General features: G+C 37.1%; 22 protein-coding genes and 2 pseudogenes. 17 read left to right on the plus strand and 7 right to left on the minus strand.

Features of this window, described 5'->3' with window-relative positions:
* The first annotated feature begins 16 nt into the window (after window positions 1-16).
* From JCM12304_RS14340 to yxiS, 5 genes are all read left to right on the plus strand, one after another.
* Window positions 17-1,195, plus strand: a complete 1,179-nt coding sequence (locus tag JCM12304_RS14340) for a hypothetical protein (RefSeq protein ID WP_060681134.1) — start codon at window positions 17-19, stop codon at window positions 1,193-1,195.
* 24 nt (window positions 1,196-1,219) lie between these two features.
* Window positions 1,220-2,344, plus strand: a complete 1,125-nt coding sequence (locus JCM12304_RS14345) for a hypothetical protein (RefSeq protein WP_060681135.1) — start codon at window positions 1,220-1,222, stop codon at window positions 2,342-2,344.
* A 236-nt stretch (window positions 2,345-2,580) separates the two neighbouring features.
* A complete protein-coding gene (cspD, locus tag JCM12304_RS14350; RefSeq protein WP_011064983.1) occupies window positions 2,581-2,778 on the plus strand; it encodes a cold-shock protein CspD in 198 nt (65 codons plus the stop codon).
* A gap of 515 nt (window positions 2,779-3,293) precedes the next feature.
* Window positions 3,294-3,977, plus strand: coding sequence for a class I SAM-dependent methyltransferase (locus JCM12304_RS14355; protein WP_060681138.1), 684 nt, complete (start codon window positions 3,294-3,296; stop codon window positions 3,975-3,977).
* Between the two features lie 2 nt (window positions 3,978-3,979).
* A complete protein-coding gene (gene yxiS / locus JCM12304_RS14360) occupies window positions 3,980-4,297 on the plus strand; it encodes a protein YxiS (RefSeq protein WP_060681140.1) in 318 nt (105 codons plus the stop codon).
* A gap of 22 nt (window positions 4,298-4,319) precedes the next feature.
* On the opposite strand, the pseudogene JCM12304_RS14365 reads toward yxiS, so the two are convergent.
* A pseudogene (locus tag JCM12304_RS14365) lies at window positions 4,320-5,205 on the minus strand (NAD(P)-dependent oxidoreductase).
* Between the two features lie 94 nt (window positions 5,206-5,299).
* Here JCM12304_RS14365 and JCM12304_RS14370 point away from each other — a divergent pair.
* The 3 genes from JCM12304_RS14370 (at window position 5,300) to JCM12304_RS14380 (ending at window position 6,748) form a co-directional block, all read left to right on the plus strand.
* Window positions 5,300-5,743 (plus strand): GNAT family N-acetyltransferase, encoded by a 444-nt coding sequence (locus JCM12304_RS14370; RefSeq protein WP_019377388.1) that lies wholly within the window; start codon window positions 5,300-5,302, stop codon window positions 5,741-5,743.
* A gap of 72 nt (window positions 5,744-5,815) precedes the next feature.
* The gene (locus JCM12304_RS14375) at window positions 5,816-6,493 is read left to right on the plus strand and encodes a TraR/DksA C4-type zinc finger protein (protein ID WP_060681182.1); all 678 of its coding nucleotides are present in this window, start codon (window positions 5,816-5,818) and stop codon (window positions 6,491-6,493) included.
* Window positions 6,494-6,541: 48 nt separating this feature from the next.
* Window positions 6,542-6,748 carry a zinc ribbon domain-containing protein gene (locus tag JCM12304_RS14380; protein WP_019377386.1) on the plus strand — a complete coding sequence of 69 codons (207 nt, stop codon included), beginning with the start codon at window positions 6,542-6,544 and terminating at the stop codon, window positions 6,746-6,748.
* A 118-nt stretch (window positions 6,749-6,866) separates the two neighbouring features.
* Here JCM12304_RS14380 and JCM12304_RS14385 read toward each other — a convergent pair whose 3' ends face one another.
* On the minus strand, window positions 6,867-8,141 hold the full coding sequence (locus JCM12304_RS14385) for a S1C family serine protease (protein ID WP_060681142.1): 1,275 nt from the start codon (window positions 8,139-8,141) through the stop codon (window positions 6,867-6,869).
* 173 nt (window positions 8,142-8,314) lie between these two features.
* Between JCM12304_RS14385 and JCM12304_RS14390 the strand changes: the two genes are divergently transcribed.
* The 6 genes and pseudogenes from JCM12304_RS14390 (at window position 8,315) to treR (ending at window position 16,943) form a co-directional block, all read left to right on the plus strand.
* On the plus strand, window positions 8,315-9,004 hold the full coding sequence (locus JCM12304_RS14390; RefSeq protein WP_019377383.1) for a response regulator transcription factor: 690 nt from the start codon (window positions 8,315-8,317) through the stop codon (window positions 9,002-9,004).
* Window positions 9,005-10,345: a sensor histidine kinase gene (locus tag JCM12304_RS14395; protein WP_060681143.1), complete on the plus strand. Its 1,341-nt coding sequence runs from the start codon at window positions 9,005-9,007 to the stop codon at window positions 10,343-10,345.
* Between the two features lie 86 nt (window positions 10,346-10,431).
* A pseudogene (typA, locus tag JCM12304_RS14400) lies at window positions 10,432-12,260 on the plus strand (translational GTPase TypA).
* A gap of 303 nt (window positions 12,261-12,563) precedes the next feature.
* Window positions 12,564-14,495, plus strand: a complete 1,932-nt coding sequence (gene treP / locus JCM12304_RS14405) for a PTS system trehalose-specific EIIBC component (RefSeq protein WP_082388051.1) — start codon at window positions 12,564-12,566, stop codon at window positions 14,493-14,495.
* 54 nt (window positions 14,496-14,549) lie between these two features.
* The gene (treC, locus tag JCM12304_RS14410; RefSeq protein WP_060681146.1) at window positions 14,550-16,208 is read left to right on the plus strand and encodes an alpha,alpha-phosphotrehalase; all 1,659 of its coding nucleotides are present in this window, start codon (window positions 14,550-14,552) and stop codon (window positions 16,206-16,208) included.
* A gap of 12 nt (window positions 16,209-16,220) precedes the next feature.
* Window positions 16,221-16,943, plus strand: coding sequence for a trehalose operon repressor (gene treR, locus JCM12304_RS14415; protein ID WP_060681148.1), 723 nt, complete (start codon window positions 16,221-16,223; stop codon window positions 16,941-16,943).
* A gap of 97 nt (window positions 16,944-17,040) precedes the next feature.
* Here treR and JCM12304_RS14420 read toward each other — a convergent pair whose 3' ends face one another.
* Window positions 17,041-17,904 carry a dimethylarginine dimethylaminohydrolase family protein gene (locus tag JCM12304_RS14420; protein WP_060681150.1) on the minus strand — a complete coding sequence of 288 codons (864 nt, stop codon included), beginning with the start codon at window positions 17,902-17,904 and terminating at the stop codon, window positions 17,041-17,043.
* A gap of 125 nt (window positions 17,905-18,029) precedes the next feature.
* Here JCM12304_RS14420 and JCM12304_RS14425 point away from each other — a divergent pair, with 125 nt between their 5' ends.
* On the plus strand, window positions 18,030-18,761 hold the full coding sequence (locus tag JCM12304_RS14425; RefSeq protein WP_060681152.1) for a YqcI/YcgG family protein: 732 nt from the start codon (window positions 18,030-18,032) through the stop codon (window positions 18,759-18,761).
* A gap of 122 nt (window positions 18,762-18,883) precedes the next feature.
* On the opposite strand, the gene JCM12304_RS20420 is transcribed toward JCM12304_RS14425, so the two are convergent.
* The 4 genes from JCM12304_RS20420 to JCM12304_RS19150 all read right to left on the minus strand — a co-directional run bounded on the left by JCM12304_RS20420 (window position 18,884) and on the right by JCM12304_RS19150 (window position 21,572).
* Window positions 18,884-19,162 (minus strand): DUF2705 family protein, encoded by a 279-nt coding sequence (locus JCM12304_RS20420; protein ID WP_369813172.1) that lies wholly within the window; start codon window positions 19,160-19,162, stop codon window positions 18,884-18,886.
* Window positions 19,143-19,835, minus strand: coding sequence for an ABC transporter permease (locus JCM12304_RS14430; protein WP_369813173.1), 693 nt, complete (start codon window positions 19,833-19,835; stop codon window positions 19,143-19,145). Before JCM12304_RS14430 ends, JCM12304_RS20420 begins: the two co-directional genes overlap by 20 nt.
* On the minus strand, window positions 19,828-20,754 hold the full coding sequence (locus tag JCM12304_RS14435; protein WP_060681154.1) for an ABC transporter ATP-binding protein: 927 nt from the start codon (window positions 20,752-20,754) through the stop codon (window positions 19,828-19,830). The genes JCM12304_RS14430 and JCM12304_RS14435 overlap by 8 nt, the downstream gene beginning before the upstream one ends.
* A 659-nt stretch (window positions 20,755-21,413) precedes the next feature.
* Window positions 21,414-21,572 carry a YfhE family protein gene (locus JCM12304_RS19150; RefSeq protein ID WP_019379245.1) on the minus strand — a complete coding sequence of 53 codons (159 nt, stop codon included), beginning with the start codon at window positions 21,570-21,572 and terminating at the stop codon, window positions 21,414-21,416.
* 161 nt (window positions 21,573-21,733) lie between these two features.
* Here JCM12304_RS19150 and JCM12304_RS14440 point away from each other — a divergent pair, with 161 nt between their 5' ends.
* Both JCM12304_RS14440 and JCM12304_RS14445 read left to right on the plus strand, forming a co-directional pair.
* Window positions 21,734-22,882, plus strand: a complete 1,149-nt coding sequence (locus JCM12304_RS14440; protein ID WP_060681156.1) for a thiolase family protein — start codon at window positions 21,734-21,736, stop codon at window positions 22,880-22,882.
* A gap of 197 nt (window positions 22,883-23,079) precedes the next feature.
* Window positions 23,080-24,378, plus strand: a complete 1,299-nt coding sequence (locus tag JCM12304_RS14445; RefSeq protein ID WP_060681158.1) for a DUF2254 domain-containing protein — start codon at window positions 23,080-23,082, stop codon at window positions 24,376-24,378.
* Window positions 24,379-24,386 lie beyond the last annotated feature (8 nt).

Genomic DNA, 24,386 nt, shown 5'->3' on the forward strand with positions numbered 1-24,386 from the left:
TATATAGAGGGTGGAGGTGAGAAAAATTAATACAATTAAGCTAGGGCTTATTTCAGCGCCTGATCTACCAGCTGAAATTGCTAGTGACCTTATAAAAGAGCTACCGGAACTACTTTCCGAAAAAATTGATAAAGATGTATCCTGGAAGGTTGAAATGACCATCGATTCATTGGTTGGAGTCGCTGAAAATACAAAAGAAGTTTTAGAGAAAGCAGACAATATAAAAGAAGAGAATGAGTGGGACTACGCTATTTGCCTGACTGATCTCCCTATCTTTTTTGGGAAATACTTAGTTGTTGCTAATGCTAGTTTAAAGGATCGGGTAGCACAAATCTCTGTTCCTACATTTGGATTGATGCCCATGAGAAGGAGAATTCGAAAAACCCTCATGCAGATGATGCAAGAATTGTATGTAGAAGAATCTCAAACGGAATCGCCTCAAGCCAAGCTGGCAGTGAAAGAGCAACCTTCAAAAAGTAAAAATAAAAACAAAAATAAATTAACACATCAGTTTTCTCTCTCTCAAATAGGCAGGATGAAAGCAACATCAAAAGATGACGTTGTAGATCTTCGTTACTTCATAAAATCGAGATTTACTGGTTATTTGCGAGTGTTATTAGGTATGACATTTGCAAATCGACCATGGAAGGCATTGTTTTCTTTTAATAAAATGATAACTTTATCTTTTGCTACAGGTTCTTATATTTCCATTTTTCCTACACCATGGCAGCTGAGCATTGTATATACCCCAGTAAGATTAATCATTTTAACTATTATAGCTATCATGGGTATGGTTATGTGGGTTATTTTTTCTCAAAATTTGTGGGAGAAACCATCAGATCGTGGTAAGAAACGATGGCGAGATCTATACAATTGGACAACCTTCAGTACATTAAGCTCTATTGTTATTATTAATTACATTGTATTATTTATGATGTTTTCCATTGCCATCTCTATTTTTGTTCCGCCAGAATTGTTTCAAGCATGGACGGGACTGGATGAGGAACCTACATTTAAATATTATTTAAACTTAGTTTGGTTAGTTACTTCACTTGGAACGCTTGCTGGTGCAATTGGTGCCGGTTTAGAGAAAGAGGACAAAATCAGAAATATAACGTATTCCTTTCGACAACAGCAACGTTATTATGAAGTAGGACAGGAATACGATAATAAAGAAGAAGCTGAGCAATCTTAACATAAGGAAGAGAGGAGGGGTTGAATGGATAAAGAAAAAGTTAAGGTAGGCCTAATTGCAGCTCCCGAGCTACCTGCTGAAATAGCGAATCGCTATGTAGAAAAATTACCTGAAGCCTTTGAAAGGCAAATTGACGATAGTGTTACATGGGAAGTGGAAATGGTAGTAGATCCTCTTACAGGATCAGCTGAAAATGTTGATGAAATTATTGAAAAGGCTGCAGAACTGCGGAATGGGAAGGATTGGGGATATGCTATTTGTTTGACTGATTTACCGATATTTGAGGGCAAGAATATCGTAGCAGCGGACATAAGTAAAAAGCATTATATTGCTCAAATATCTGTTCCTTCATTTGGATGGTTGCCCATGAAAAAGAGAATGAGAAAAGCCGTTATTCAAATTATGAATGAATTGTATAATGGCTCTCGATTGGAAAATAATGACCATAAAGTGAAAAAGCTGTTTACTGGCGATATGCTCCAACGTCAATTTCCACTTACAAAAGTGAAACGAATCTCTCCTAAAAATGAGCACAAGGATATAGAAGTTCGTTATATAGTAATTCCAAGAATAAATGGACAGTTACGTTTACTGATGGGTATGACACAAGCAAACCGACCATGGAGTATTATGTCATCGTTTAAAAAAGTAATTGCTATTGCTTTCTCAACAGGTGCATTCGGGTTGATTTTCACAACGCTCTGGAATTTAAGTGATATTCTAAGTACCCTCAGATTAACTGTCTTATCTTTTGCTGCAATCAGCTTAATGGTCATTTGGATTATTAATGCACATCATTTGTGGGAGAGGCCATCGAGTCAACGTCAACCACACCTCAGGCATTTATATAATCAGACAACATTGATAACACTGCTCCTTTCTGTCTTAACGTATTATGCATTTTTATTTTTATTGTTCCTGGCTGCTGTAATTGTAATTGTGCCACCTGAAGCATATAACTCTGCTGTTAATAGGGAAGGTGATTTTACCATGTTACAATATATAAGGCTGGCCTGGCTAGGTACCTCCATATCAACCATAGCTGGTGCAATTGGTGCTGGACTGGAAAATGAGGAACTGGTTAGGGATATTACTTATGGATATCGGCAAAAAAGAAGATATAAGGAAGTTGAACCGAAAAATGACTAGTTTTCTTTAATTTTTTGTATGGATCAGCCTTTTGTTTTTTCGGTGAATAAAATGTGAAAATACAAAGAGAAAATAAATTCTAAATTACTTGCATTTTTTCTGTAAAAAGGTTAAAGTTAAGAAAGCAAAAGGAAATTGAAGTTTGAATAATACTTTACGATCTCTTTAACAAAGCGTTGTAAAAGTATTTATGATTCAATTACTTTGCACGATATTTGTATAAGGAGGTCATTTTAATGACTGGTAAAGTAAAATGGTTTAACGCAGAAAAAGGCTTTGGTTTCATCGAGCGCGAAGACGGAGACGATGTATTCGTACATTTCTCAGCTATCCAAGCTGACGGCTTCAAAACGCTTGAAGAAGGTCAAGACGTTGAATTTGAAATCGTAGAAGGTAACCGCGGACCACAAGCAGCTAACGTTGTTCGTCTATAATAGATGATTATCAAAAGGTTTATCTCATTTATGAGATAAACCTTTTTTATTATATGTGCTTGTATTATCCAATGATTCGCAGGATAGATGAATGCGGACTAACTTGATATGGCTACAAACCCCCATTTCGGAAAATAATTTATAATGAACACACTATAGCTAATTTGTTAATGTCTGCAGCCGATTAATTTGCTCTTCGGCGGATAATCTCGCTCTGCAGCCGAATAATTTGCCCTCCAGCGGATAATCTTGTTCTACTGCTGATTAATTTGCTCTCCGGCGGATAATCTTGTTCTGCAGCCGAATAATTTGTTCTCCGGCAGATAATTATGCTCTGCAGTCGATTAATTTGTTCTCCCATTTGTCTCCAACTATGAATGTACGAGATAATGGTCTTACCCCAACATTTGCGATAGAACCTCAAAGATTAGACAAGCCAGGAATAAGGAATTATTACTACTTAATACTTTTACATTTTAAAATGAACGAGCGGATGAAAGGAGAGGGAAACCAATATGAAATCATTTGATTGGGAAAAAGAAGCTGAAATGCAATGGAATCAGCGAGCTGCTTTCTGGAATGCAAGAAGCAAGAAAATGTGGGACAGTGGGAGCAGAAAAGATATTATTGGTTTTATTAAGAAATACATACCTAAAGAGCATACTTTGCTTGATGTTGGCTGTGGGGATGGTTATGGATCATTTAAATTAACACAAGCCGGATATGAAGTAACGGGTGCAGATATATCAAAAGAGATGATTGAATTAGCAAAACAAAACAATAAGAATAGAGCAGACTTTTATCAGGCAGATATAAATCAATTACCCTTTGCAGCTAATACCTTTCATGGTGCAATTGGTATTAATGTGTTGGAGTGGACAGAATACCCAGTAAGTGCTTTAAATGAAATGATGAGAGTCGTCAAAAAAGATGGTTATTTATGTGTTGGAATTTTAGGCCCGACAGCTGGCCCCAGAGAAAATAGCTTTCCTCGTCTATATGGAGAGAATGCTATTTGTAATACAATGATGCCATGGGAGTTTCTGAGGATTGCGCAAGATAAGGGCTTGGAGTATATCGATGGTTTTGGCGTTTATAAAGAAGGGGTGAAAGAACAAAATTATGCAAATCTTTCACTTGAATTAAAGCAAACGCTAACCTTTATGTGGGTTTTCATCTTACGAAAAGCAGGTGATTAATAATGAACGGAAATGAAAAAGAGCAACAGATAATTAATAACTACCAGAATGACGAAAAAATGATGATTCTTATTTATGCACAATGGTGTATAAACCATGAACTGGACCCTATATCTTTATATATGGAAGCATATCCATACCAAGAAAATAATAATGCATTAGCGGAAGCTATTGAATTAACTGTTACCAAAGAGGAATCAGATGAGATTTCCTCAGATATGTTAATGAATGTACTTCAATTGTTTGGAAACAATGACCTGGCTTTTATTGTCCAAAGGGAAATAGAAAAGATTGAAAAACAAGAGCCGCGTAATAGATAAAGATGCGGCTCTTGCGTTAAGATCACAAGTTTTGCTTTTCAAAAATTTTAATGAGGGCTTGAGTCCCGCTGTCACCATCACCATTTTCTGCGAGTTCCTTGTACAGTTGTAGGGATAGGGAGAGGCCAGGAGTATCCAAACCCATTTCCTTTGCTGACTCCAATGCTATTGTCATATCCTTAATAAAATGTTTGACGTAAAAGCCGGGATCAAAGTCACCACGTATCATTCTTGGGCCTAAATTAGACAAAGACCAGCTTCCTGCTGCCCCAGTTGTAATGCTCTCAAGGACACGTGAAGGATCAAGCCCTGCTTTTTTAGCAAAGATAATTGCTTCACATACGCCGATCATATTAGAGGCGATGGTGATTTGGTTAGCTAGTTTTGTGTGTTGCCCAGCCCCAGCGGGACCTTGAAGAATAATATTTTCCCCTAGGGTTTTGAAAAGAGGTAATAGCGCTTCATATGCATCTTCCTCACCACCTACCATGATGGCAAGCGTCCCTTTCTGAGCGCCTATATCTCCTCCAGACACAGGTGCATCTAGTGCGTTGTATACTTTTAGCCTTGGCTTGTTGAAAAATATTTATTGCCAGCGAAGGTTTAGAGGTTGTCATATCAATTAAACAGGATCCAGCTTTTGCGTGTTCGAGAATCCCGTTTTCACCAAAGTAGACCTCCTCCACATCAGAAGGATATCCAACCATTGTTATAATAATATCACTGGCAACTGTTAGATCTTTTATGGATTCTTTCCAAACTGCTCCGTGATCAATTAGGTCATTTGCCTTCTCTTTTGTGCGTGTATAGATATTTATCAAATAACCCGCTCGTTGCAAATTTAATGCCATACTTTTCCCCATAACTCCCGTGCCGATAAAACCGATCTTTTTTTCTGTTAAAGTCATATTATCCTCCCCTTTTCAGCCAACTTATACTATTATTTCTACAAAAGGGTTCTTAATCCTTTTATCACATAATAAAAAGTAATGGAGGGTTACGATGGAATGGTGTTTGAAAGGGTTTAGTGACTTAACTAATGAAGAATTATATGAATTGATGAAAGCGAGAGTAGATATATTTGTAGTAGAGCAGGAGTGTGCGTATCCAGAATTGGATGATTATGATCAGCAGTCCATGCATTGCTTTCTGAAAATAAATGAGCAAATTGCAGCTTATGTAAGAATCCTCCCTGCAAATACAAAGTACAAGGAAGTTTCCATAGGGAGAGTGCTCGTAGTGAAAGAATTTAGAGGTAAAGGTTATGCAACACAAATAATGCAAAAAGCAATAGACTATATTAATAATGAATGGCAGGAGAGAAAGATAAAAATTCAGGCTCAAGCTCATTTGGAAAATTTTTATAATCAACTTGGTTTTAAGAAAATATCCGAAGTATATTTGGATGACAACATTCCACACATTGACATGATTTGGGAGGGGTAAAATCGAATTGCTCCAAGTGTTTTTGCACATAGTATGTGTACATAATTAATTTAAAATTGGAGGATGATCATGATGATCACCAATGAGCAATTAGTTCAATGCAAAAAGGCTTTATTGATTAGACAAAATGAACTTATAAAACATGTACAGGATCATTTTGGGAAAACGTTGGAGTTATCTAAGGAGTCGGTTGGTGAGCTTTCAAATTATGATAACCATCCCGCAGATATGGGTACCGAGTTGTATGAGAGAGAGAAAGATACAGCGCTTAATGAGCATGCCGAAACGGAATTAGAGGAAATTAATGCTGCTTTACATGCTATTGAAGATGGAACATACGGAATTTGTGCAACATGTGGTGCAGATATTCCGTATGAACGTTTACAGGCAGTTCCTACAGCGGATAAATGTATAGAACATGCGAGCAATAATATTTTTGAATCACACAGGACGGTTGAAGAAGAAGTATTCAGCCCAAATATTAACCCAAATGAGGTTTCTAATGAAGAACAGGTAGGCTATGACGCTGAGGATAGCTGGCAGGAAGTAAGTCAATATGGTACATCAGAAACACCTTCAGATTTTTATGGCAATCAAGATGATTATGATGATATGTATCCGAATAACGAAGAAAATAAAGGTGCTGTAGAAGACTTGGAGAACTTTCTCTCTTCAGACATTGATGGCAAATTTACAGGAGTAACACCTAACCATAATAAGTATGAAGATGAGTATGAAAGTGAATATTAATTGAAACCTGTCTCCATTCTGCCCGTATTACTTAATGAGGTGAGCTATATGAGTGAGAATAAAGGATGTATTAAATGTGGAAGCACAGATGCTGATACAAAAGACGTCTCCATGTCTGGAACAGGTTTATCAAAAATGTTTGATGTGCAGCATAATCAGTTTACGGTAGTGTTTTGCGAGAACTGTGGATATTCGGAGTTCTATAACAAAAACAGCTCAACAGGAAGCAATATTTTAGATTTATTCTTTGGTTAAAGAAGGTTTGAATGGCTATACAGTTTTCTATATTGATGATTATTGTAAAGCTAAAAAAGCTGAGCCTGCAAATTTCTTTGCAGGCTCAGCTTTTAATTTATTTTACTCATCCAGGTATTTATTCTTTCGCAGTTAACGTAACTTCGGTCTTTTCCAACTTCCCATCTCGGTAGAATTTCACCTGTACTTCTTCACCTATGGAAGCATCTGAATAGAGAAACTTTCGTAACTCAAGAAGAGTAGTAATTTTATTGCCATTAATTTCGGTTATAACATCAAATTGTTGTAAACCCGCTTTAGCTGCTGGAGAACCTTCCTGAACATTTGCTACAACCATACCGCCTTCTACCTCTTCTGGAAGCTTAATTTCACTTCTGTATTGTGGAGGAACTTGATTTAGGGAAGCAGTGCTTATCCCTATTAAAGGACGTTCTATTTCACCGTTTTCCTCCAGTTGTTCCATGACTGGTAATGCGGCATCGATAGGGATAGCAAACCCTATTCCTTCAACTGCATTTTGGGCAATCTTCATAGAATTAATTCCAATAACTTGTCCCTTTGCATTTACAAGTGCGCCTCCACTATTGCCTGGATTAATCGCGGCATCTGTCTGAATAACTTCTGTTACCCAATCTGGTTGCTGATCACCATTTGTGTCCATACTGACAGATCGATCTAACCCACTAATAATTCCTTTTGTAAGTGTATTTGCGAATTCCATACCAAGAGGATTACCAATTGCTAATACGGTCTCACCAACTTTTAAATTTTTGGAGGTACCAAGATCCGCTACCGTGGTGACTTTATCCCCATCAACTTGTAAAATGGCTAAATCAGTTAAAGCATCCGATCCTAAAACTTTAGCATTTAACCTTTCATCATCATTTAAAATAATATCTACTTGCTCTGCACCCTCTACAACATGATGATTTGTTACAACATAAGCCTTCCCATCTTCCTTCTTATAAACAATGCCTGACCCAGTTCCAGCTTCTTGGCTTCCTGCCCAAACACTTTGCTGTTGCAGGTTAGCAACACCAACCACTGCTTTAGACGTTTCATCAATGTTAGAAGACACCTCAGCATCATCAGATGCCATTGTTTTGACAACGTTGGCTGTGCTACTGTCAGAAGAAGTATTTTCGTCTGCTGTACTAGCTAGGGGGAGAATGTTTGAGAACAGCAGTACTGCAATTAAAACTACAGCAATTAATCCTCCGGCTAAACCGCCAAGAAAGAAATGCAAGCCTGTTTTAGATCCTGACTTCTTTTCTTTTTTAGGCTTGTCCGTTGAAAACTCTTCTTCCTGCTGTTCAGATTCATTCACTTCGGGAGTTGGTTCTGCAGGTGTTTCTTTATTTTCATCTGAAAAATTATTATTATTGTAATCCATCTAAATCACCCTTTGTTAAATAATTTGTATTTTTATCTTACCTGTTCCGTTTGGAAATTATTTGGCTGAAATGTGGAATAAATATGTAAATTATAATTGGTGTTCAGTGGCATCCTCTTTTTATCTTATGTAAAATGAAATTAACTAAACACGTGGGAAAAGGTGACAAAACTATGGGAAATCGTATTGGTGTTGTGGAAGATGATGTAAACATTCAAAATATCGTATCCGCCTATTTAAAAAAAGAAGGTTATGATGTAATTATTTCCGATACTGCAGAAGCTGCTTGGGAAATATGGGAGACGTATCCACCAGATATGTGGATACTAGATATTATGCTGCCTGGAATGGATGGGTATGAATTTTGTAAGAAAATAAGGAATGAAAGTGAAGTTCCTATTATTATTATTTCTGCCAAAGATGAAGAGATCGACAAAATTTTAGGCTTGGAATTAGGTGGAGATGATTATTTAACTAAGCCATTCAGTCCAAGAGAATTGGTGGCAAGAGTGAAAAGATTATTTAAACGAGCATTTTTGAAAAACAATAATGAAGAGCCCACACAGGAAAAGGTAAAGATTGACCAATTATTAATAAATAAGGAAGAACGAAGGATTTTTTATAAGGGCGAGGAATATGAAGTGACTACAAAAGAATTTGATATGCTTCTATTACTAGTGGAAAATGTTAACCGTGCTTTTTCCCGTGAGGAGTTATTAATAAAAATTTGGGGTGATGATTATTTTGGAAGTGATCGGGCAGTGGATGATTTAGTGAAAAGGCTTAGAAAAAAATTACCTGATCTACCTCTGGAAACAGTGTGGGGATTTGGCTACCGACTAAGGTATGGAGAGGAAACATAAATGAAACTTCAATATCAACTTAATGCTGCATTTACAGCGTTACTTCTCGTAATTATGGCTGTTACAGGTTATTTCATTTATTCACTTATTCTCGATATTTTAATTCAGGACGAACAAAGGCAGTTAAAACAAAAAGGGGAAATTTTGATAGAGGTTCTGAATGAAGAAAATTACGGGGATAGAGAGAGTCTTGAGAAATTTAGTCGGTTCTTGGACGATCAAGATCTCCAACTATTTCTATATGATCGGAAAAATAATGCTGTTTTTTACTCCACCATGCCAAATAGCGTAGCCCAGGGCTTTTTTAATAATAATAATTTCGCGGATAACAAGGAAGCATTATGGGAGTTTGAAAATAATAAATATGTAACCTCCAGAATAGTAGTTTACCCGGCAAATAGTGGCTTGGAGCTTATTCTATTGACTCCGATGAATGATTTACAGGCTGTGCAGCAAAACTTTGTTTTCCGGCTGTTCATTGTATTTATGATCGGTGGAATTGCTGCCGTGCTTCTTAGTTACTTTTTAACCAAAAAGCTGGTTACTCCTCTGACAATGTTGAAAGTACAACTGAAGAAAGTAGAGAAAAGAAAATTTGATGATCTTGAAAGAGTAGAGGCGAGTGGTGAAATTAAAGAAGTGGAAGAAAGTGTCTTTGAAATGGCTGAAGAACTGAAAAATTATATGAAGTCACAACAAACCTTTTTTCAGAATGCGAGTCATGAGTTGAAAACACCCCTTATGACAATTCAAGGTTATGCGGAAGGGATTAAGGATGGGATATTTGATGAGGGAGACAAAGAAAATGGCCTTGAAGTAATGGTTACAGAGGTGAAAAGACTGAAGCTGATTATAAATGAGATGATACTATTGGCAAAGTTGGATAGCGAACCGGATGTTTATCAACCAGAAAAAATAACTGGAGAGACATTCTTGAAGCAAATTGTAGATCGTGCTTTACCTTTGGTCAATGAAAGAGGTATTCATTTTACTCATCAAGCGGAAGATAACTGCCATTTCATTGCAGATGAAGAAAAATTACTGCGCGCCATATTAAATTTAATTGTTAATGGTATTCGTCATGCCAAAACTAAAATTTCCCTTCAGATATTTAAACAGAATGGAGCTACTTATATAACTGTAGAAGATGATGGAGAAGGGATTTCAGATGAAATGATGCCACATATATTTCATCGTTTTGTAAAAGGTAAGAATGGAGAAACTGGGTTGGGTCTTGCGATTTCAAGGGCAATTATAGAACGATCAGGTGGTAAGATCACAGTTGATAAATCTACCTTGGAGGAGCGAAGTTTATTATTACTTTTCCCGGGAATTAGATAAGTAACGACAAAATACTTTTAATTTATAAAAAATGTGGTATAATTTTATAGTTACACATCCCGTTATACAAGAGGAGCGTACTTTTTATGCAATTAAGAGAAGATATTCGTAATATCGCTATTATCGCACACGTAGACCATGGTAAAACAACACTTGTGGATCAATTGTTGAAATACTCTGGGACATTTCGTGAGAACGAACAAGTAAATGAACGAGCGATGGACTCGGGTGATATTGAAAGAGAACGTGGAATTACCATTTTGGCTAAAAATACAGCTATAAAATATAAAGATACAGCTATTAATATATTAGATACACCAGGCCATGCTGACTTTGGTGGTGAAGTGGAACGGATTATGAAAATGGTGGACGGAGTAGCATTAGTTGTTGATGCTTATGAAGGTACTATGCCCCAAACCCGCTTTGTATTAAAGAAGGCCCTGGAACAGAAATTAACTCCGATGGTAGTTTTGAATAAAATTGACAGACCAAATGCTCGGCCGAATGAAGTAATAGATGAGGTTTTGGATTTATTTATTGAGCTTGGTGCAGATGATGAACAGTTGGAATTCCCTGTTGTTTATGCTTCTGCTTTAAATGGAACTTCTGGATTTGAACCAGATGAACAAGAAGAGACGATGGATCCTGTATTTACTACAATTATGGAACACATCCCTGCTCCTGTAGATAATCAGGAAGAACCACTGCAATTCCAAATTACATTATTGGATTATAATGATTATGTAGGTCGGATTGGAGTAGGAAGGGTCTTCCGGGGGAAAATCAGTGTTGGCCAACAAGTAGTTGTAATGAAAGAGGATGGCACCCAAAAGTCTTTCCGTATAAGTAAGTTGTTTGGCTTTATAGGCTTGAAGCGAATTGAAATTCAAGAAGCAAAAGCTGGGGATATTGTGGCAATTGCTGGTATGGATGATATTAATATCGGAGAAACCATTTGTCCGCAAAATCACCCGGAAGCTTTACCGTGGTTACGGATTGATGAGCCTACATTACAGATGACCTTTGTTGTAAATAACAGTCCTTTTGCTGGACGTGAAGGTAAATACATTACTTCACGTAAAATAGAAGAGAGATTATTAAAGCAATTAGAAACAGATGTCAGTCTGCGGGTAGAACCGACAGAATCACCAGACGCATGGATTGTATCAGGGCGCGGAGAACTCCACCTGTCTATTTTGATTGAAAACATGAGACGAGAAGGTTACGAGCTTCAATTATCAAAGCCTCAAGTAATCATAAAAGAAATTGATGGAGTAAAATGCGAACCCGTTGAACGTGTACAGGTTGACGTACCTGAAGAGTATACTGGCCCAATTATGGAGTCTCTTGGAGCACGTAAAGGTGAAATGCTCGATATGGTTAACCAAGGAAATGGCCAAGTTCGTCTTGAATTTAAAGTCCCTTCACGTGGCTGATCGGTTATTCTACCGAGTTCATGTCTCAGACGCGTGGGTATGGAATTATCAACCATTCATTTGATGCCTACGAGCCTTTAATTAAAGGTCAGGTTGGCGGTCGTCGTCAAGGTGTTCTAGTAGGGTTGGAAAATGGAAAGGCATCGACATATGGCATCATGCAGCTGGAAGACCGTGGAGTAATCTTTGTAGAACCAGGTACTGAAATATACGCTGGTATGATTGTTGGGGAACATAACCGCGAGAATGATTTGACGGTTAATATTACGAAAGAAAAACATTTAACCAACGTTCGTTCATCAACAAAGGATCAAACAGCTACTATTAAAAAGACGCGTTCTATGTCATTGGAAGAAGCGATTGAATACCTGAATGATGATGAATATTGTGAGGTAACTCCAGAATCAGTTCGTTTGAGGAAAAAGATCCTTAATAAAAGTGAAAGAGAAAAAGCTTCTAAAAAATCAAAAACAAGCTAAAACTGAGCTTTTATTTCTAGCCGGTAGCACACGAGGTGTGCTACCGGCTTTTTTCTGTTTTGGCGTACAATACTTTTGCTGCTGCTGATTAGCTTTTTCTGGAGAAGATTGTTTCCTCCACTAGTTCGCATTTATCTCCTGCTTTGAATGTACGAGATAACGTTTGTATCCCCTCTGTGCATAGAACCTGAAAAATAAATTTAAATGTAAGCACTTGCATAACTTGTATATACAAGTTATAATAAATTTAAGTTACTTGTATATACAAGTTGAATCACTTTTTATACAAAGGAGGTCGTTTAAATGAGTCAAGAGGGTAATTATATTATTGCACCACTGAGTGGTAGAGTTATAGCATTAGAAGAAGTTCCAGATCCTACCTTTTCAGAAAAAATGATGGGAGAAGGATTGGCGATTTTACCCGAAGCCGGGGAAGTAGTTTCGCCTGTTGAAGGTGAAATCATTCAAGTATTCCCTTCCAAGCATGCAATAGGTATTTTAAGTCATACAGGGGTAGAGATTTTAATTCATATTGGTTTAGAAACAGTGGCTTTGAATGGCGAGGGTTTTGAAGCACATGTTCAACAGGGGGACAAGGTAAAAGTAGGGGACAAGCTTCTTACCTTTGATCTAAGCTTTATTAAAGAAAAAGCTGCGAGTGCTATTACACCTGTGATCATTACTAATTCTTCTGAACTTGAGCAATTTCAAATAAGCAACGAACAAATGGCAATAGCAGGCGAAACAGTGTTATTTAAAATTAGTATGAAAAACACAAATAAAGAGAAACATGTAGAACCAGAAGGGCCAACAAAATCGATGCCTTACGGGAAAGAAGCGGAAGAGATCGTAGCAGCAGTAGGTGGTTTAGAAAATATCCATGCAGCCACACATTGTGTTACCCGTTTACGTTTCGCTTTGAAGGATGAAAGCAAGATTGATCATAAGTCCCTGGATAACATGGACATTGTCAAAGGGAAATTCTCTACTAATGGTCAATTCCAAGTAGTAATTGGTCAAGGAACGGTAGATAAAGTATATGCAGCAATGGTGGAGGCTACTGGTATTAGTGAAGCCTCCAAAGAAGAAGTAAAAGCAGCTGGAGGACAGAAGCAAAATCCGCTTCAACGCGGAATTAAAGTATTAGCAGATATATTCATACCTATATTGCCAGCAATTGTTACCGCTGGTTTGCTGATGGGGATAAATAATATACTTGTTAACCCAGGTATATTTGGTCAAGAAGCTCCTCCTTTAATTGAGATGTACCCACAGTGGGCTGACTTAGCTAACATGATTAACATTATTGCCAATACGGCCTTTGTGTTTTTGCCCGGATTAATTGGTTGGTCAGCAGTTAAACGTTTTGGGGGTAATGAACTATTAGGCATTGTACTTGGATTAATATTAGTACATCCTGATTTATTAAATGCTTGGGCATACGGTGATGCACTAAAAGAAGGCGGTGTACCAACCTGGAATTTATTTGGACTTGAGATTGATAAAATTGGTTATCAAGGGCAAGTGCTGCCAGTGTTATTTGCCTCATGGCTTCTTGCTAAGATAGAGATATTCTTAAGAAAAAGGGTAATGGATTCTCTGCAGTTACTTATTGTAGCTCCGGTAGCATTGTTGATAACAGGATTTTTAACGTTTTTAATTATTGGCCCTATTACGTTTACGATAGGAAATTGGATCACAGATGGTCTTGTCGCTATCTTTGACAACTACGCAATACTTGGTGGACTAGTATATGGAGCGCTTTATGCACCACTTGTAATTACTGGGATGCATCACACATTTCTTGCAGTCGATCTGCAGCTTATTGGCAGCACGGATACAACCTTTCTATGGCCAATCCTAGCTTTATCTAATATTGCCCAAGGTGCAGCTGCTTTTGCTGTAATGTTAGTGGCGAAAGATGAAAAACTAAGAGGCCTGGCTGGCACTTCTGGTATCTCTGCATGGCTTGGTATTACAGAGCCTGCTATGTTTGGAGTAAACCTTCGATTCAAGTATCCATTTATAGCAGCAGTAATTGGTTCATCTATTGCTGGTGCATATATTACGATGAATCATGTCTTAGCGACCTCCATAGGCGTTGGAGGAGTTCCTGGTATATTTTCCATCGTACCTAGCGGATGGCTCAGCTTTGCCATAGGAATGGCGATAGTGTTTATCGTACCGTTTACAATTACGTATATAATTGCAAAGCGCAAACTTAACATACATTAAAATTAGATTTTGCTTGTATAACAAAGTGTTAAATGAAAAGAATGAGGTGTTATTATGAACGAAGCTTGGTGGAAGAGAGCAGTTGTTTATCAAATCTATCCAAAGAGCTTCCAGGATACAACAGGAAATGGAATTGGCGATCTTCAAGGAATTATCAAGCGCCTTGATTACTTACAAACACTGGGCATTGATGTGATTTGGTTAACACCAGTTTACCAATCTCCCCAAAAAGATAACGGATATGATATTAGTGACTATTTTTCCATTGACCCCATGTATGGAACAATGGAGGATTTTGAAGAGCTGTTAAATGAAGCACATAAGCGAAATATAAAGCTGATTATGGACTTGGTAATTAATCATACTTCAACAGAACATAATTGGTTTAAACAGGCTGCAAAGTCAAAAGAAAATTCATATCGTGACTTTTATATCTGGAAAGATCCTGTTAATGGTGGTCCGCCAAATAATTGGCAATCCAAATTTGGAGGGCCAGCATGGCAATATGATGAAACGACAAATCAATACTATCTCCATTTATTTGATGTAACACAAGCAGATTTGAACTGGGAGAATAAAGAGCTGCGAGAAAAAATATATAAAATGATTCAATTCTGGGCAGAGAAGGGAATTGATGGTTTCCGTCTTGATGTCATAAATCTTGTTTCCAAAAATCAGGATTTCCCAAACGATGCGGTGGGCGATGGAAGAAAGTTTTACACAGATGGACCTCGTATTCATGAATATTTGCATGAGATGCATCAGGAAGTCCTCGGTCCTTATAATATGATGACAGTTGGGGAAATGTCTTCCACCACACTTGATAATTGTATTTTATATACCAAACCCGAACGTCAAGAATTGGATATGACTTTCCAATTCCATCATTTAAAGGTAGATTATCCTAATGGTGAAAAATGGACAATTGCCCCATTTGATTTTCTGCAATTAAAAGAGATATTGTCAAAGTGGCAGGTAGGTATGTATGAAGGCGGAGGATGGAATGCCTTATTCTGGTGTAATCATGACCAGCCTAGAGCAGTTTCTCGGTTTGGGGATGACCATGAGTACCGGGTAACCTCTGCAAAAATGCTGGCAACTACTTTGCATATGATGCAGGGTACGCCGTATATTTATCAGGGTGAAGAAATAGGGATGACCAATCCAAGTTTTTCATCAATCAGACAGTATAGAGATGTAGAATCTCATAACGCCTATAACCTAATGAAGGAGGAAGGGAAATCAGAGCAGGAAATAATGGCTATATTGCAACGGAAATCACGTGATAACGCACGGACACCTATGCAATGGTCTTCCGCTCCAAACGCTGGTTTCACTTCAGGTGAACCTTGGATACCCATTGCTGATAATCACAAGAAAGTTAATCAGGAAGAGGCATTGGAAGATAAAGACTCTGTATTTTATCATTATCAACGTTTAATTGAACTGAGAAAGAAATATGATATTATTACGTATGGAGACTTCCAAATACTAAAACCGAGTGATCCTGATTTGTTTGCTTATACTAGAAAGTGGAACGGGGAGAGACTGTTAGTAATAAGCAATTTCTATAAAAAAGAAGTAGATTGGGAAATAGAGTTATCTACAGGTGAAAACGTGGAAATTTTACTATCCAATTATGAAGATTCCTTGAAAAACCCCGAGAGAATGAGGTTAAGGCCTTATGAATCCATTGTCTATTATATAAAATAAAGAGGTACAGAAATGCAGAAGAAATATCTAATAATTTATCATGACTTAGTTAAGAAGATTCAAACGAACGTTTGGCCAACTTCTACGATGCTCCCTTCGGAGAATGAATTACGAAGTATGTATAATACGTCTCGAGAAACAATAAGAAAATCATTAAATTTATTGGCCCAGAACGGTTATATTCAAAAAGTGCGTGGGAAAGGGTCCGTTGTAATTGGTATCAATAAACTGGATTTTCCTGTTTCAGGAATTGTTAGTTTCAGGGAACTGGCTAACCAACTGCAGCTTCATGCTAAAACCTATGTAATTGCCTTAAATCATAGTTATCCAGATCTTATGATTCGAGAAAAACTTTCCATAACTTCTAAACAAAAAGTTTGGGAAGTAGTACGAACAAGAGAAATAGCAGATGAAAAAGTTATTTTGGATAAGGATTATTTTAATGATGCATGGGTCCCGACATTAACAAAAGAAATCTGTGAGGATTCGATCTATAACTATTTGGAAAATGATTGTAGCCTCTCTATTAGTTTTGCTCATAAAGAAATTGTGGTGGAGGAACCTACAAAAGAAGATCAAGAATTACTGGATTTGGACGGTTTCTCCAATGTTGTAGTAATTCGCAGCTCTGTTTATCTTGAGGATGCTACTCTTTTTCAATATACCGAATCTCGCCATCGACCCGATAAATTTCGCTTTGTTGATTTTGCAAGAAGAATAAAAGGGGAAAATTGATAACTATAGTCAAAAATCAAGTAAGGATTAGCTGTTATTTTAAGCTAATCCTTTTTTATGAAGCAAAATGATATTGAATTTAATTATGCCAGAATTATTATCCTCTTTTAACTGGGAGGGTACAACAGCGAAATGATCCTCCAGATTTGATTATCTCAGAAAACTCAACCTCAATAACCTGGAAGCCTGCTTGTTTCATTTTTCTGTTTAAACGTTTATTTTCAGGAAGACTAATGATTTTATTTTGTCCAATGGGAAGCACATTAGGGCCCATATTAAATTGTTCTTTAGTCGTAGTCTCAATAAGAGTGAACTTATTCTTTAAGCTATTATATGAATCCTCATCAATGGCTTCTGAATATACAAGGGCATAATCATCATTCAGTATGGTAAATACACAATCCAAATGCAAAATATCATCACGTAGAGAGACAGTGTTTACAACGTAATTAGGTAACTTTTGACTTAATTGATCTATAGCTTTTTCGTTTGTTCTTCCACTTTTACCAACCCAGATTGTATTTTTATCCACGAGTATATCTCCGCCTTCTATGCAGCCTTGATCTATACTCGTATAGGTGATACCTAATTTTTCTAACCGATCTGTAAGTACATTGGTCTCACGTTTTCTTATCTTTTCCTTCATATTAGAAACAACAAAGGTTTCTCCAATAACAAAGCCGATATCCCGAGTGAAAACCTGCTCATTTAAACCTTTTTGAGGTTCAAGCTGGATGACTTCACAACCATTGTCACTGAGGATTTCTACAAACCTGTCATGCTGTTCCATGGCTTTTTTCTTATCTATATTATCTTGTAAATAATGCTCTTGAGTTTTATTTATAGCATGCTTAATTTCCATATACGCTGGAGGTGCAACGATGACACTATATAACCGTTCATACTCTGTATCACAATTTAATTTCTGTGGTGTATTCTTTTTATCAATTAAGTTCTTCATATTCTATCCTCCATCATATATTCTATTTAGCTTTTCCCTTAAATATAAATTACAAACCCCTCCCTTTGTTTATTTACAAACTCTAAAGGGAAACGGAGAGAGAATGACAAGGAGGAACGTGCACAATGGAAAATACAAATACCAATCATTTATTAACAAAAGAGGATTTCAATACAGATAATAGCCTACCTGGTTGGCTACTGGAAGAATATAGGAATTTCGAAGAAGTCGTTACTGATCCTACTTTTCCCTGCTATTTTGGTATGTCTGGACAAAAGCGCGGTGAGCTTAGATATGGCTATATCACACATAATGATTGGTCGGCATTACCAAAAGCACTCCAAGCGTTTAACCGCTTGTTTGATAATCAGAAAAGATTAATTCGCCATGGCTTTTTTCTATTCGTTGAGCCGGAGAAAGAAGAAAAAAGTGTTGAATATTATAGGGACTATTTTTGGAAGGTATTGCAGTATTTGCATAACAATGATGAGCACGATTGGCCGGCAGACTATCCAAAAGATCCAGATCATCCACTTTGGGCATTTAGTTTCGCAGGAGAGCCTTACTTTGCATTTGGTAATGCTCCTGCCTATAAGCAGCGTAAGACGCGTGACCTTGGAAATAGCTTAGTTATTGGATTCCAACCAAGAAGAATCTTTGAAAAGCTGGAGGGTACTTCAAAAGGGGGAGCAATGTCCAGGGAGAAGGTGAGAGAAAGGGTTGAAAAATGGGATGGCTTGCCAAAGCACCCGAACATTAGTCATTATGGGAATCCGGAGCACAGGGAGTGGAAGCAATATTTTATAGGTGATGACATTGAACCTATTAAAGGAAAATGCCCATTTCAGCATAAATAACTTTTTGCTGTCAGCGGTTGAAGTAAATAAAAATATGATGATAATAGAAAGAGAGACTCGAATATTGCAGTCTCTCTTTAAGTTTATCGTAAATTTTTATCTTCTTTCCCAAAGCGTAAAGGCTAACTTCCTGCTACATCTCTTTTCGTAAAGAAGACCCATGACAAAAGAAGAAAAATAACATAATAAATAAGTAACATAGTAATTGAAAAACCGAGCGTCATACCTTCAATCCAAGGCGAATTCTGGTTGGTATATTGACTTAAATCTGTGTTGGCAAAAAGGATGTACTTTGCCCACTCGCGTTCTGCGAAAAACAATACAATTTGATTTCCTGCCATCATCAGGAAGATAGCTGTACCTATTGCTAATGCACTATTTTTAAAAATAGTTGATATCATGAAGCAAATGTAGCATCATAAACAAGTTAATTAGTTTATAACCATAGCCTGAAGCTATTTCTCCTAAAACAGGAACATAGGCAAAACCATTACTCTTTTCTAGTACGATGTGTGGGTTTAATCCGTTAACACCAAAGAAGATGGCTCCAACAACCCATGAGAATAGTAAAACGAATAATAGTGTAATGAAAGCAAAAAGTAAAACTGAGATATATTTTGAAAGTAAAATCTTCGTTCGGGATATAGGGCGAATTAAAAGAAGTTTTATTGTTCCCCAACGGTACTCATTTGCCACAATGCCTGCCGCAACTATAATTGTAAGCAAGCTGACTAATGAAAGTAACAACTGATTCTCCATTACAAATTGCAGCGCTCCATACCCCTCAGGCTGAATGTCATTTTCAAGATAATAGTTGTTTTTGGCAATGAGTGATGTGTTCATACCTTCCATAAACTCTTCTTCTTTCATCTCGCTTTGTAAGTCTTTATTTTCTTGTTGTAACATTTCTCGCCAATTATCTTGGTCGTATTTGTCTCCAGTCTCTTCAAAACTCATCGTTAGTGCAGCCAGGCCGATAATGATGCCCACCAGAATAATATACATGACCCAGGTTGATTTTTGTATATATGTTTTAATTAATTCATTGCTTACCAACTTGAAAAAATTACTCAATGATATTCTCTCCAATCAAATCAAAGAATTTATCTTCCAGCTTTGTTTTAGTTACATTTACCTGATAAATTAAAATATCTTGTTCTACCAATTTTTTTATAATAGAAGGTACATCTTTTCTGTCTGTTTCAAAGGAGAGGATATTACCCTTATGTTCTGGTTTGAATTCGTACTTATTTCTAAGGATGCTTGCTGCTTTTTCAATTGGTTCTGCTTCCAGGTTTACTTCTATTAATTTTACCTGCTCTGTTTCAACAGGTTCATTTACTTCCTGAATTGCTACGAGCTGTCCATTTTTTATAACGCCTATCTTGTCACACATCAGTTCAATTTCTGAAAGCAAATGACTTGAAATAATCACAGCTACATTTTCTTTCTCTGCAAGATTTCTAATGTATTGACGAATTTCCCTAATTCCAGCCGGATCCAGTCCGTTTGTAGGCTCGTCCAAGATGAGTATAGATGGACTATGCAAAAGTGCCTGAGCAATACCTAATCGTTGCCGCATACCTAAAGAGTATTTTTTTACTTTTTCGTTTATCGGTTTCTCCAGCCCAACGAGTTTAATAACTTCCTTAATTCGTTCTTTTGTTATGCCCGGGGTCATCCGAGCATAGTGCATTAGATTTTGCCATCCAGTCATAAAGGGGTACATCTCTGGATTTTCAACAATGGCGCCTACTTCTCTGATCGCCTCTTTAAAATTACTTTTGATACTATTTCCAAGTATATGTATGTCGCCATCGGTTGGTTTCATTAATCCGACCATCATACGTATCGTTGTCGTTTTACCAGCTCCATTAGGTCCAATTAATCCAAATACTTCTCCTTTATGAATGGTAAAAGACAGGTCTTTAATAATATGATTCTTGCCGATCTTTTTTTCCAGATTAATTAATTCCATTGCTGCTTCTGACATATAGTAACCCTCCCATTTTCTGATTATTACCTTGTACGATATCGTCATTTAAAAAGTTTCAAATGAATGGAGTGGAACTTACTATTAAAGCTTCTGCTGCAAATGTTTGGGTACAAACGTATTTTGTTCATTCATAGTTGGAGGAAACTGCGAACTAACTAAGAATATAGAGGCTGCCTAAATCACCGCTACGGGGAAATATTCCGCTTTCCGCGGGCGGCTGATGAGCCTCCTCATGCTATCGCATTCCGGGGTCTCATCGAGGCCTCTCCTCCCGCAGGAGTCTCCATATTTCCCCTTCGCTAAGGTGTATATCTCAAAGCTATTAAAGATAAGAGCTACTTATTCAATACCTCAAATTAATCAATAGCACATACCAATTGATTGGAGCGGAGGAAGCGGCTGAGGCCATGCCGGGCGGCAAAGAAGACACTGTGAGGTTACGAACAGATGTCGCGCTTGTACCCGGAGGTGTGAAAGCGTCCGCCTGAAACGCAAATCAATGGGTGCTTCCTCTGTAAAATGAATTACTTCATTCTCCACAAATTACGTCGCAGTTTATCTATTTTTTGACTCAATAACCACAACATACATTTTAGAAACGAATTAAAAAAGCTTATGAAACATTAATTTATGTTCCATAAGCAATCTTTAAATTGTTATTTAATTAAATCAGGATTTTCTTTCTTCGCCTGTTTTACACGAGGTTTTCTGTAACCACCTGCCATATCAGCTTGCTTAAAATCTTTTGCGTAGTGTACCTCCTGTGCATCGGAGAGTTGTTTATTTTTTGTTGGCTGATATTGAGTATTCTTCATTATAAACTACCCTTTCTTTGTGGATATTATTGTTCTATACATGTCTTTTCCCGTCTAAATTAAATTAAAACATCTGTTATTAAAGTCTTTCGCTTACATGCTATTAAGGGTATAATTTAGATAATTGGGAATAAAATGTCAACTACTTATGAGGTGAGGAAATGAGAGAAGTTGTTATTATAGAGGGCTGTCGTACGGCTGTAGGGAAAAGAAAAGGTTTATTTGCTAACTACCGTTCAGACGAGCTTGCTGCTATCGTTCTAAAAGAACTGGTAAATCGTAGTGGCGTCAGTAAGGAATTTGTGGAAGATGTTATTCTGGGGTGTGTTACTCAAATTAACGAACAGGGAGGCAATGTCGCTCGTACCGCATCCTTAATTGCTGGGTTCCCTGTTCAAGTGCCAGGCGTAACCATTGATCGTCAATGTGGCTCGAGTCAGCAGGCGGTTCACTTTGGAGCCCAAGCCATTGCATCAGGAGATATGGATGTTGTAATCGCTGGTGGCATTGAAAGTATGTCAAGATCTCCTATGTTTTCTAATATGGGAAGCATTAAACCAAGTAAAAAGCTTACGGATAAATATGAAATTGTTAACCAAGGTATTTCAGCGGAAAAAATAGCTGAGCAATGGAATTTATCGAGAAGGGATCTGGATGAATTTGCTTTGCGAAGTCATAAAAATGCTTTACAGGCTATAGAGAGTGGATACTATAATAGAGAAATTGTTCCGGTTGGGATACAAACAGAAGAGGGTGAGTCGATTTTAGAGCAGGATGAGGGGCCAAGAAAGGGAACCACATTAGAAGCCTTGGCTGGTTTAAATCCTGTGTTTAAAGAGGATGGGAAAATTACTGCTGGAAATGCAAGTCAGATGAGTGATGGTGCCAGTGCCGTATTACTAATGTCTAAGGAAAAAGCAGACAAATTAGGCGTAAAGCCAAAAGCTAGAATTATTACACGTACGGTTGTAGGATCTGACCCAACATTAATGCTAACAGGACCCATTGCGGCAACAAAAAAAGCACTGGATAAAGCAGGGCTTGATATACAGGACATCGATCGATATGAAGTAAACGAGGCATTTGCACCAGTCCCACTTGCTTGGCTTAAGGATATGCAGGCAGATATCTCTAAACTTAACGTTAACGGTGGCGCAATTGCACTTGGTCATCCACTTGGCGCAACTGGCACCAAATTACTCGTTTCTCTACTACATGAATTGGAAAGGATAAAAGGAAGGTATGGACTTCTTGCTATATGTGAAGGAATGGGGATGGCAAATGCAACTATTATTGAAAGAATAAAGTAAGCGAAAAAAATTTTGTAGAATATGATATAGCTTAATAAATATATGACCGTACAAGCTGTCTCATAAGGACATTGCCTATATAAACAAATAATAAATTTCCTGTTTTAAAAAGCCTTCCACGGCTTTTTTTTGCGTTGTTTTAATCCTTTTAGGGTACATATAGATAAAATTAAATAAATATAAAGGGAGAAATAAACATGTACCAGAAAAAGTTTTGGATGAAAGTGAGAGGAAGTTATTGGTTTGTTCCATTATTATATGGTATTACCTCTATTCTCCTTGTGATAGGAAGTATGTTTGCTGATAAGTGGATTATAGGCAGCTTCAAAGATAGCCTGCCCTCCATACTGTTAACAAACTCTGGCATAGCAAAGGAATTGTATGGTTCGTTAGTTACTGCCATTTTAACAATGACTACAATAAGTTTTTCTGTAATAATGGTTGTTTTAACTACATACTCCACACAGTTTTCACCTAGAACACTTCAGGATTTTATGCGGAGCAAAATGACACATCACGTGCTTGGCGTTTATTGTTTTGGTTTTATATATGCATTATTAAATTTAGTATTGGCTGGAAAAGAAAATACTTTTTTAGGACCAATTTTTATGGTATTTATTGCGATTACCTCGTTGGCATTCTTTATTTATTTCATTCACCATTCTGCAAGGTGGCTACAGGTGAATAACCTTGTGGGCAAATTAAGAAAAGATGCTACAAGAGTAATTCGTGATACGTTTAAGGAAAGTCACTTCCCGGAAAATGAAAAGTGGGATTCCGAGGAAATTAAAAAAATAAAGCAAACCAATATGGAAACGATATACGCAATGAACCCAGGATATGTTCAACATGTAGAATGGACAGAACTCATAAAATGGGCAATAAAGAAAGATTGTGTCATTGAGGTTCAGGTAAATACGGGTGATTTTCTTCCAGAAGGATATCCTATCATGCATGTGTATCAAGTGGATAAGAAGATTAATAAAAAAGAAATCAATCATTTGCTTGTCGTTGGCCAAGAGAGGACAGATATCCAGGATGCGGAATTTATGTTACAAAAACTCGTGGAAATTTCGCTGAAAGCTATTTCACCAGCAATGAATGATCCCCACACGGCAATTAATTGTATTAATCGTATCGGAACAGCACTAGCGGATATAGGACGACATTATAAAGAAATCAATTATTTTTCTGACCAAGAAGGTCAATTACGTATTATGCGTACCCCAAAAAAATTTGAAGACTATCTATATAAAAGTTTTTACCAAATCATGAATTATGGTAAAGACGATGTGTCTATACTTTATAGTCTGATTGAAGTATTATATAATTTGGCATTAGTAAGTGATTTAAACATAAAACGAAAGATTTGGGATTTTCATTTTTACATTATTGAGGGGATTAACTGGGATTGTTTGCATGAAATGGATCGTAATCACTTAAGTCATATCTATGATAAATTTAAAGCATGTTGTAACATGGAAAAAACTACGTAAAAATTGTG

This window comes from Virgibacillus halodenitrificans JCM 12304 (assembly GCF_001310895.1).
Lineage (GTDB): Bacteria > Bacillota > Bacilli > Bacillales > Amphibacillaceae > Virgibacillus_Q > Virgibacillus_Q halodenitrificans.

What these genes read in the sequence shown, in the direction of transcription:
- JCM12304_RS14345 (WP_060681135.1), top strand. Translation starts at nt 1,220, where the DNA reads ATGGATAAAGAAAAAGTTAAGGTAGGCCTAATTGCAGCTCCCGAGCTA.
- cspD (WP_011064983.1), top strand. Translation starts at nt 2,581, where the DNA reads ATGACTGGTAAAGTAAAATGGTTTAACGCAGAAAAAGGCTTTGGTTTC.
- JCM12304_RS14355 (WP_060681138.1), top strand. Translation starts at nt 3,294, where the DNA reads ATGAAATCATTTGATTGGGAAAAAGAAGCTGAAATGCAATGGAATCAG.
- yxiS (WP_060681140.1), top strand. Translation starts at nt 3,980, where the DNA reads ATGAACGGAAATGAAAAAGAGCAACAGATAATTAATAACTACCAGAAT.
- JCM12304_RS14370 (WP_019377388.1), top strand. Translation starts at nt 5,300, where the DNA reads ATGGAATGGTGTTTGAAAGGGTTTAGTGACTTAACTAATGAAGAATTA.
- JCM12304_RS14375 (WP_060681182.1), top strand. Translation starts at nt 5,816, where the DNA reads ATGATCACCAATGAGCAATTAGTTCAATGCAAAAAGGCTTTATTGATT.
- JCM12304_RS14380 (WP_019377386.1), top strand. Translation starts at nt 6,542, where the DNA reads ATGAGTGAGAATAAAGGATGTATTAAATGTGGAAGCACAGATGCTGAT.
- JCM12304_RS14385 (WP_060681142.1), bottom strand. Translation starts at nt 8,141, where the DNA reads ATGGATTACAATAATAATAATTTTTCAGATGAAAATAAAGAAACACCT.
- JCM12304_RS14390 (WP_019377383.1), top strand. Translation starts at nt 8,315, where the DNA reads ATGGGAAATCGTATTGGTGTTGTGGAAGATGATGTAAACATTCAAAAT.
- JCM12304_RS14395 (WP_060681143.1), top strand. Translation starts at nt 9,005, where the DNA reads ATGAAACTTCAATATCAACTTAATGCTGCATTTACAGCGTTACTTCTC.
- treP (WP_082388051.1), top strand. Translation starts at nt 12,564, where the DNA reads ATGAGTCAAGAGGGTAATTATATTATTGCACCACTGAGTGGTAGAGTT.
- treC (WP_060681146.1), top strand. Translation starts at nt 14,550, where the DNA reads ATGAACGAAGCTTGGTGGAAGAGAGCAGTTGTTTATCAAATCTATCCA.
- treR (WP_060681148.1), top strand. Translation starts at nt 16,221, where the DNA reads ATGCAGAAGAAATATCTAATAATTTATCATGACTTAGTTAAGAAGATT.
- JCM12304_RS14420 (WP_060681150.1), bottom strand. Translation starts at nt 17,904, where the DNA reads ATGAAGAACTTAATTGATAAAAAGAATACACCACAGAAATTAAATTGT.
- JCM12304_RS14425 (WP_060681152.1), top strand. Translation starts at nt 18,030, where the DNA reads ATGGAAAATACAAATACCAATCATTTATTAACAAAAGAGGATTTCAAT.
- JCM12304_RS20420 (WP_369813172.1), bottom strand. Translation starts at nt 19,162, where the DNA reads ATGATATCAACTATTTTTAAAAATAGTGCATTAGCAATAGGTACAGCT.
- JCM12304_RS14435 (WP_060681154.1), bottom strand. Translation starts at nt 20,754, where the DNA reads ATGTCAGAAGCAGCAATGGAATTAATTAATCTGGAAAAAAAGATCGGC.
- JCM12304_RS19150 (WP_019379245.1), bottom strand. Translation starts at nt 21,572, where the DNA reads ATGAAGAATACTCAATATCAGCCAACAAAAAATAAACAACTCTCCGAT.
- JCM12304_RS14440 (WP_060681156.1), top strand. Translation starts at nt 21,734, where the DNA reads ATGAGAGAAGTTGTTATTATAGAGGGCTGTCGTACGGCTGTAGGGAAA.
- JCM12304_RS14445 (WP_060681158.1), top strand. Translation starts at nt 23,080, where the DNA reads ATGTACCAGAAAAAGTTTTGGATGAAAGTGAGAGGAAGTTATTGGTTT.